The organism is Pseudomonas sp. F8002 (assembly GCF_013385495.1).
Classification (GTDB): domain Bacteria; phylum Pseudomonadota; class Gammaproteobacteria; order Pseudomonadales; family Pseudomonadaceae; genus Aquipseudomonas.
In genome coordinates, this window is the sequence record NZ_JACAPW010000004.1 from 151,285 (window position 1) to 159,328 (window position 8,044).

Here is an 8,044-nt window from a genome sequence, read left to right on the forward strand (position 1 = left end):
CCCCTTTTTTCGGAGACTCCTGACATGCAACGCCTATTTCTGAGCCTGTTGATCTGCCTGGGCTTCGCGCTCCCGGCCACCGCCCATGCCTGGTGGCAGGACGATTGGCACTACCGTAAACAGATCACGGTGGACACCACCTCCCAGGGCGCAGCCATCAGCCAGGCCCTGGGCCGCACCGCGCTGCTGGTGCGCCTGCACACCGGCAACTTCAGCTTTGACGGGGTCAAGGACGACGGCGCCGACCTGCGCTTTGTCAGCGCCGATGACAAGACCGTGTTCAACCACCAGATCGAAAGCTTCGACCCGCTGATGGGCATGGCGCTGATCTGGGTCGATGTGCCCAAGGTCGAAGGCGGCCAGCGCCAGGACCTATGGATGTACTACGGCAACCAGAAGGCGCCGGCCACCGCCAACGGCCAGTTGACCTTCGACCCGAACTACACCGCGCTCTACCACTTCGACGGCGCCAACGGCACGCCGCCCCGGGACACCACGGCCTACGGCAACACTGCCGTGAACGCCACCGGTGCGAGCATCGACGGCGTGATCGGCCGGGCCTTGCAGTTCAGTGGCCAGCCGTTGCTGCTGCCAGCCAGCCCGTCGCTGCAACACGCAGCGGGCGGCGCCTTCACTTTCAGCGCCTGGTTGCGGGTCGACCAGGCCAGCGGCGAGCAAGTGGTGGTGGCCCGTCGCGAGGGCGCCCACAGCCTGTTGCTGGGCTTGAACCAGGGCATGCCGTTTATTGAAATCGACGGCCAGCGCGCCGTCTCGACCCAGCCGCTGAACCCCGGCCAATGGCAGCACCTGGCGTTCACCGCCGAGGGCGACAAGGTCTCGCTGTACGTCAACGGCCGTGAGACCGCGACCCTCGCAGTGGCGATGCCGGCGTTCAATTCGCCACTGGCCATCGGTGCCGATTTGCCGGAAGCCGCCGGCGGGCACCTGCCGTTTACCGGGGCCATGGACGAACTGCGCTTGTCCAAGGTCGCGCGCCCGGCAGCCCTGTTGCTGGCCGATGCCACGGCCCAGGGCGCCGAATCGAAACTGGTGGCCTATGGCGTGGATGAAGAACAGTCGGGCTTCGGCTTCGGCAGCCTGGGGTTCCTGCTCAAGGCGGTGCCGGTGGATGCCTGGGTGATCATCCTGGTGCTGGTGGGGATGATGTTCCAGTCGTGGTTCATCATGCTCCGCAAGAACCGCCAGGTCAGTCGCGTGAGTGCTGCCAACGATATCTTCCGCGAGCAATTCGCACAGATCGGTACGCGCCTGGAGATGTACTACGACGACGCGTTGCTGGCCGAGCGCCTGACCCATTCCTCGCTGTGGCGCCTGTACCGGGTCGCGGTCAAGGAAATCCGCACTCGCCGCGCCCAGGGCGCCGACACCTCGTCGGTCTCGGCAGCCACCATCGAAGCCATCCGCTGCTCCATGGACGGCGTGCGCACCCGGGAAAACCAGCAGCTCGGCGCCAAGCTCTCGACCCTCTCCAACGCGATTGCCGGTGGCCCGTATATCGGCCTGCTCGGCACCGTGCTGGGGATCATGGTGGTGTTCCTCGGCACGGCGATGGCCGGCGACGTGAACATCAACGCCATCGCCCCGGGTATGGCGGCGGCCTTGCTGGCCACGGCCATGGGCCTGTTTGTCGCGATCCCCGCGCTGTTTGGCTACAACCGCCTGATTACCCGCAACAAGGAAGTCAGCGCCGACATGCGTGTGTTCGTCGACGAGTTCATCACCCGCCTGGCGGAGATGCACGGCGAGAGCCAGCACAGTGAAGCGGCGCACCGTCGCGACCACCACGCCCACGTCCCGGCCTGAGGAGAATCAGCATGGCTTCCGTGAATGCCTCCCACGACGATGACGATGACGCACCCGTCGACAGCATCAACATCACGCCCCTGGTGGACGTGCTGATGGTGGTGTTGGTGATGTTTATCCTCACCGCCACCGCCCAGGTCTCGGGGATCCAGATCCACCTGCCCAAGGCCAGTGCTTCGGTATCGCTGTCCGAGGCCAAGACCAAGGCCATCTCGGTGAACGATGGCGGCCAGGTGTTTCTCGACGCTTACCCGGTGACCTTGCCTGAGCTGGAAGAGCGCCTGCGCATCGAGAAAGCGCTGAACCCGGACTTCCCGGTGATCGTGCGCGGCGACGCCATGGTGCAGTACCAGAAGGTCATCGAAGTGCTCGACCTGCTGCGTCGCCTGGAGCTGTCCCAGGTCGGGCTGGTCACCGGCAAACCGAGCCAGGGCTGAGTCATGACCGCACAGATGCCGATCACGCCGACGCCGCTCAAGAACAAGCCGCCATTGCGCCCGCTGAAGTGGGGCATTGGCCTGCTGCTGGGCGCCGTGGCTGCCTGGTTTCTCTGGCAGTGGGCCAATGACATGAGTGGCGTGCGCCGTGAAGCGCCCAAGGTGCCGACGATTATTCCGTTGCCGCCACCGCCACCACCGCCGCCGGAAAAACCCAAGGAACCGGAGCCCGAGGTGCAGGAAAAAATCCCCGAGCCGGAACCCACGCCGACCCCCGACGAGGTCAAGCCCGAGGAAGAGGCACCGCCTTCGCCAGCAGACGACCTGGCCAACCCGATGCAGATCGACGGCGACGCTCAGTCCGGTACCGACGGTTTCAACATCGGTGCCGGCAAGGGCGGCGGCATGGCCGGTTCCGGTGGTGGCGGGCTCGGTACCGGGACGTTCAAGCAGTACCTGGCCGGGGTGTTCCAGCGCCTGCTGCGGGAAGACCCGGAGCTGCGCAAGAAGGCCTACACGGTGCAGGCCGACCTGTGGCTGAGCGCAGACGGCGAGGTGACGCGCGTGGAGCTCGCCAAGTCCAGCGGCGACGCCGACACCGACGCCCAGGTGCTGGCCGCGTTGCGTGCCACACCGCGGCTGAAGGAACGCACACCCGCCTCAATGACCCTGCCGGTACGCCTGTCCCTCAAGGGCCGGCGCCCGGATTGATCGAACCCTTTTTTGCAGTTTTCTACAGGAGTTGTGTGCAGATGATTTCCCACGTGAATCGATTGACCCTGGCGGTCGGCATGGTCATCGCGACCCTGGTCGGCCAGGCGACGGCCGCCGCCGCGCCTTCGGAAAACGCCACGATCAACCTGATCCGCCTGCTGGTGCAGCAAGGTGTGCTCAAGCAGGAACAGGCCGACGGGCTGATCGCCCAGGCTGAAAAAGAGGCTCAGCAGGCACGTCAGGCCAGCACCGCCACGGCAGTAGCGGCAGGTCCAACTGCGGCCCCCGGCGATGTGCGGGTGCAGTACGTGCCGGCAGCGGTGCGCGACCAGATTCGCGACCAGGTCAAGGCCGAGGTCATGGCCACCGCCAAGCAGGAAAACTGGGCCCAGCCCAACACGTTCCCGGAGTGGGTCTCGCGCATCAGCTTCGACGGCGATATTCGCCTGCGGGATGAGTCGCGCTATTTCTCGGGCAACAACAGCAATGAAATCGTCGATTACGCCAAGCTCAACGACAGCGGCCCCTACGACGTGAACAAGAACACCAACACCAAATTGCCGCCGCTGCTCAACACCCGCGAAGACCGCGAGAACCTGTTCCGCCTGCGCGCCCGCCTGGGCATGAAAGCCGTGATCTCGCCGGAATGGACCGCCGGCATCCGCCTCGGCACCGGCAACGACAACAACCCGGTGTCCACCACCCAGACCCTGGGCGGCGGCTTCGGCAAGAAAGACATCTGGCTCGACCAGGGCTACCTCACCTGGAAGACCACTGACTACATGACCCTGACCGCCGGACGTTTTGCCAACCCGTTCTATTCCACCGACATGATGTATTCCGGCGACCTCAACTTCGACGGTGTGGCGGCGATCTTCAACCACAAGCTCAACAGCGACTGGGGCCTGTTCGGCACCCTCGGCGCGTTCCCGGTGGAATACAGCCCCGACACCGCCACCACCAACGGCTTCGACAAGGACGAGAGCGAAAACAAATGGCTGTTCGGCGGGCAGATCGGCGCCGACTGGAAGATCAACCGCAGCAACAGCCTGAAGGGCTCGATGGCCTACTACCACTTCGGCGATATCCAGGGCGAACGCTCCAGCCCTTGCTCGCCGTGGGCCGGCCAGCCGGCGTGCGATACCGATGGCACGCGCCTGGCCTTCATGCAGAAGGGCAACAGCGTGTTCCTGCTGCGAGACATCACCCCCAACCCGGCAACGCCTGGCCTGACCCCGCAACCGCAATTCGTCGGCCTGGCGTCCAAGTTCAATGTGCTGGACCTCAACCTGGCGTGGGACAGCGAGCTGCCGGAAGACCTCAAGCTGCGCAGCCAGACCAACTTCATCCACAACCTGGCCTACGACAAGGGCGAGATGCTCAAGCGCAGCGAAGGCCAGATCGTCAACAACCTCAACAGCGACGGCCAGTTTGAAAGTGGCGGCAATGCGCTGCTGGTGCAGTTCACCCTCGGCAGTGCGCTGGAGATGCGCAAGAAGGGCGACTGGAACGTGCTGGCCGGCTACAAATACATCCAGCCGGATGCCTTGCCGGACGGCTTCAACGACTCCTCGTTCCACCTCGGCGGCACCAACGCCAAGGGCTATTTCATCGGCGCCAACTACGGCCTCGACAAGAACATCTACGCCAGTGCCCGTTGGCTCAGCGCCTCCGAAGTGTATGGCGCGCCGTTTGAAGTGGATGTCATGCAACTGGAACTCAACACGCGCTTCTGATGCGCCGGAGAAAGCTCATGAACACGCGAATTTGCGGCCTGCTTCTACTGCTCGTTACCACCGGCGCTTCGGCTGAGGGTATGGAGGAGCGCCTGCGCACTCAGCTGCGCAGCACCACCCAGCAGTTGCAGGCGCTGCAAAGCGAGCAGGCCCAGGCCAGTGCCGCACGCATCGCCGCCGAAACCCAGGCCAAGCAGGCCCAGGCGCAGGTCAAGCAACTGACCGCCGAACTGGAAAAGACCCGTGGCGTGGCCGAGCAACTGGTGGGCCAGCAACAGAGTCTGCACAGCCAGGCCCAGGCCCAGGTGGCCGCGAGCAATGAGCAGGTGGGCAAGTTCAAGAAAGCCTATGAAGACTTGCTGGTAATCGCCCGGGGCAAAGAAACCGAGCGCGCACGCTTGCAGGCGCAACTCACGGAACGTGACACACAAGTGCAGCAATGTTCAGTCAAGAATCAACAGATGTACGACGTGGCCCAGCAGTTGCTGACGGCCTACGAAAAAATCGACGTGGCCGACGTGATGAGCATCCGCCAACCGTTCGCCAGCAGCACCCGGGTCAAGTTCGAGGAACTCGCCCAGGGTTTTGGTGACGGCCTTTACCTTAATCGGTTCGATGCTCCACAGACCGTCACTAATCATTGATCGACAAGGAAGAGACCCCTATGAGCGACGTACAACTGATCACCAGCGTGACCCCGCAAGCCTTGACCGAGCTGCTGCAGGAAGCCGGCTACCGAGTCAACCAGACCGAGCAGAACGGCATCGTGCAATTGCTCAGCGCAAGTCAGGGCATCGGCTTCGCCGTGCGTTTGGGCAACCCGGCGGCAGAGCAGGGCAGCTACGTGGACTTCACCTACAGCTGCGCGCTGCGGGTGCAGGGCGAATTGCCCGAGGGGCTGGCCCAGGTCTGGAACGCTTCCCGACGTTTTGCGCGGTTGTCGTTGCAGGGTGAGTTCCTGCTGATGGAGATGGATGTGGTGGCCGCCGGCGTGGGTGCGCCGTACTTGCGCAATCAGCTGGAATTGTGGGATCGCCTGCTGCAGGAATTCATCGTCTACCTGCGTGAATACAGCCAGCAAGCCGCCCAGCTTCAAGCCCAGGCCGACGCCGCGCCTGCCGTCGATGCCCGTGAAGAGGCGCCTGCCCTGTGAAGAAACCAACCCTGGTGGTCGGCGCTGGCGCCCTGGTGGTGCTGGCGGTCGCGGTGGGGTTGAGCCTGCGGCCGGGCAGTGACCCGGTCGCAGCCCAGCAGCCGGCGCCGGTGGCCGTGAAGGACGGGCCGGCGGTGGCGCGCCTGGGCAACCAGCAGATCGACCTCGCCGAACTCAAGTCGGTGTTGGCCGCCTTGCCGGCGGAAACCCGCGAGCAGTTGCGTGGCAACCGCAGCGCCCTGGAAACCTGGCTGCGTTCGCGCCTGGCGCAAAAGGCCGTGCTTGAACAGGCCGATGCCCAGGGCTGGCGGCAGCGCCCGGAGGTGGAGCAACAGACCCGCGCCGCCACCGAGCAGATCGTATTTCGCGACTACATGTTGTCGGTCAGCCAGGTGCCGACGGATTACCCCAGCGCCGCTGAATTGCAGCAAGCCTATGACAGCGGCAAGGCACAATGGGTGACGCCGCCGTTGTACCAGGTCAGCCAGATTTTCCTGGCCGTGAGCGACCCGCAAACCGTCGACAATGTGCGCCGCCAGGCCCAGGAGTTGAGCCGCAAGGCGCAGGCCTCGCCGGGCGAGTTTGCCGCCCTGGCCAGCCAGTATTCCCAGGACCCCGACAGCGCCCGGCGCGGTGGCGATTCCGGGATGCAGCCATTGCAGCAATTGGTGCCTGAAATGCGCGGTGTGGTGGCGCGGCTCAAGACGGGCGGGGTGTCGGAGCCGGTGCAGAGTGCGGCGGGTTTTCACGTGCTCAAACTCACTGGGCAACAACCGGCGCGCACGGCCACGCTGGATGAACTGCGTGGCCGCCTGACCGAGGCCTTGCGTGCGCAACGCCAGGAGCAGATTGCCAAGGCCTACCTGGAAGGCATGCTCAATACCGCGACCTTGAGTATCGACGGCGCCGAGCTGAACAAGGTGCTGGAGTAAAACCGTATCACCGCATTGGATGCACAGTACCCACAAGACAGGGAGTCTCCCATGGTATTTGTTGAACCGGCTGTACCCCACGGCGTCGCGCCTTATCGTGCGTCGACCGAATCCCGCGAGGCCTGGCTGGCCCTGGCGGCCGCGATCGAGCCCGAGGTGGCGCAGTATTTCCTGATCAGCGCCCGCTGTGGGTGTTTCATGCAGGCGGCTCGCAGCCTCAACATCAAGGCCACGCAATTGCGCAAGCGCCTGGCGCAGCTGGAAGAGCAACTGCGGCGTTCGCTGTTCAGCTATCAGGGCAATGTCCTTGCCCTGAGTCGTGAAGGGCAGCAGTTGCAGGCGCAGTTGATTGCCCTGGCGCATGAGCGACGCTTGCCGGTGCTGGAGCAGCCGTTGATTCGGCTGGCGGTTGCCGAGTCGATCCTGCATGACATTCTGGGGCGGGACCTGATTGCCCTGTTGCGGCGCAATGCGAGTGTGCGGTTGGAGATCATTTCCATCGACAGCGAGTTGGGGTTGCAGGCGCTGGATGCGGATGTGGTGGTGTGGTTGTCGGGGATGGATTCGCCGGGGGCGGGGCCGAGTTTTGCCATTGGGGCGCCGGAGGTGTTGGCGCGGTTGGATTATTCGCCGCATATTGCCAAGCGGTATTCGCGGTTGGCGGTGCGGCCGGACAGCATTGAAGACCTTGCGGATTATATGTTGGTGCAGTGGCAGCCGGATCGGCAGGTGGAGGCGCTGCGGCCGTGGAACAGCCTGGTGGAGCAGCGGCTGGCGGGGGTGGTGCGGGTGGAAGCGTATCCGCTGATGCTGGAGATGATTCGGTGCAGTGCGTGTATTGGGTTGTTGCCGCGGTACATGAGTTGTTTTGATCGTGGGTTGACGGCGTTGGATGGGGTGTTTCTGGAGGGGATGCAGCGGCAGGTCTGGATGGGGGTGAGTGCTGATGTGCGGCATCCGCTGGAGGTGGGGTGGGTGGTGGAGATGATTCGGAATACGTTTCTTGAGCGGGGGGAGTGGTTTGATTGATTGATTGATTGAGTACATATCCGTTGCTGCGGTAACGGCTACTTATGGTTCCGCTCTTACAGCGGGTCACTTTTTTACAAACGCCTAAAAAAGTAACCAAAAAACGCTTTGCCCCACCACTCGGTGCCTCGCCTAGGCTCGGCATGCCCGCACTCCTGCTTTTCTGTGGGAGCGGGCTTGCTCGCGAAAAACCTGAGAGCGCCGCGTTCATCCAGAATG

At 63.9% G+C, this 8,044-nt stretch carries 8 protein-coding genes; all 8 read left to right on the top strand.

Annotated features, from left to right (window positions below; all coding sequences use genetic code 11):
- Positions 1-24: 24 nt before the first annotated feature.
- The 8 genes from HX811_RS06920 to HX811_RS06955 are packed head-to-tail and all read left to right on the top strand — an operon-like array spanning position 25 to position 7,825.
- Positions 25-1,824 (top strand): DUF2341 domain-containing protein, encoded by a 1,800-nt coding sequence (locus tag HX811_RS06920; protein WP_008430331.1) that lies wholly within the window; start codon positions 25-27, stop codon positions 1,822-1,824.
- Between the two features lie 11 nt (positions 1,825-1,835).
- Positions 1,836-2,261 (top strand): biopolymer transporter ExbD, encoded by a 426-nt coding sequence (locus HX811_RS06925; protein WP_003211540.1) that lies wholly within the window; start codon positions 1,836-1,838, stop codon positions 2,259-2,261.
- Between the two features lie 3 nt (positions 2,262-2,264).
- Positions 2,265-2,972, top strand: a complete 708-nt coding sequence (locus HX811_RS06930) for an energy transducer TonB (protein ID WP_177009737.1) — start codon at positions 2,265-2,267, stop codon at positions 2,970-2,972.
- A gap of 41 nt (positions 2,973-3,013) precedes the next feature.
- Positions 3,014-4,711: a putative porin gene (locus HX811_RS06935; RefSeq protein ID WP_177028761.1), complete on the top strand. Its 1,698-nt coding sequence runs from the start codon at positions 3,014-3,016 to the stop codon at positions 4,709-4,711.
- Positions 4,712-4,728: 17 nt separating this feature from the next.
- Positions 4,729-5,355 (top strand): hypothetical protein, encoded by a 627-nt coding sequence (locus HX811_RS06940; RefSeq protein ID WP_008430322.1) that lies wholly within the window; start codon positions 4,729-4,731, stop codon positions 5,353-5,355.
- A gap of 20 nt (positions 5,356-5,375) precedes the next feature.
- Positions 5,376-5,864 (top strand): YbjN domain-containing protein, encoded by a 489-nt coding sequence (locus tag HX811_RS06945; protein WP_177019718.1) that lies wholly within the window; start codon positions 5,376-5,378, stop codon positions 5,862-5,864.
- On the top strand, positions 5,861-6,796 hold the full coding sequence (locus HX811_RS06950; RefSeq protein ID WP_177009735.1) for a peptidylprolyl isomerase: 936 nt from the start codon (positions 5,861-5,863) through the stop codon (positions 6,794-6,796). Before HX811_RS06945 ends, HX811_RS06950 begins: the two co-directional genes overlap by 4 nt.
- Positions 6,797-6,847: 51 nt before the next feature.
- Positions 6,848-7,825: a LysR family transcriptional regulator gene (locus HX811_RS06955; protein WP_003211527.1), complete on the top strand. Its 978-nt coding sequence runs from the start codon at positions 6,848-6,850 to the stop codon at positions 7,823-7,825.
- Positions 7,826-8,044: the final 219 nt, after the last annotated feature.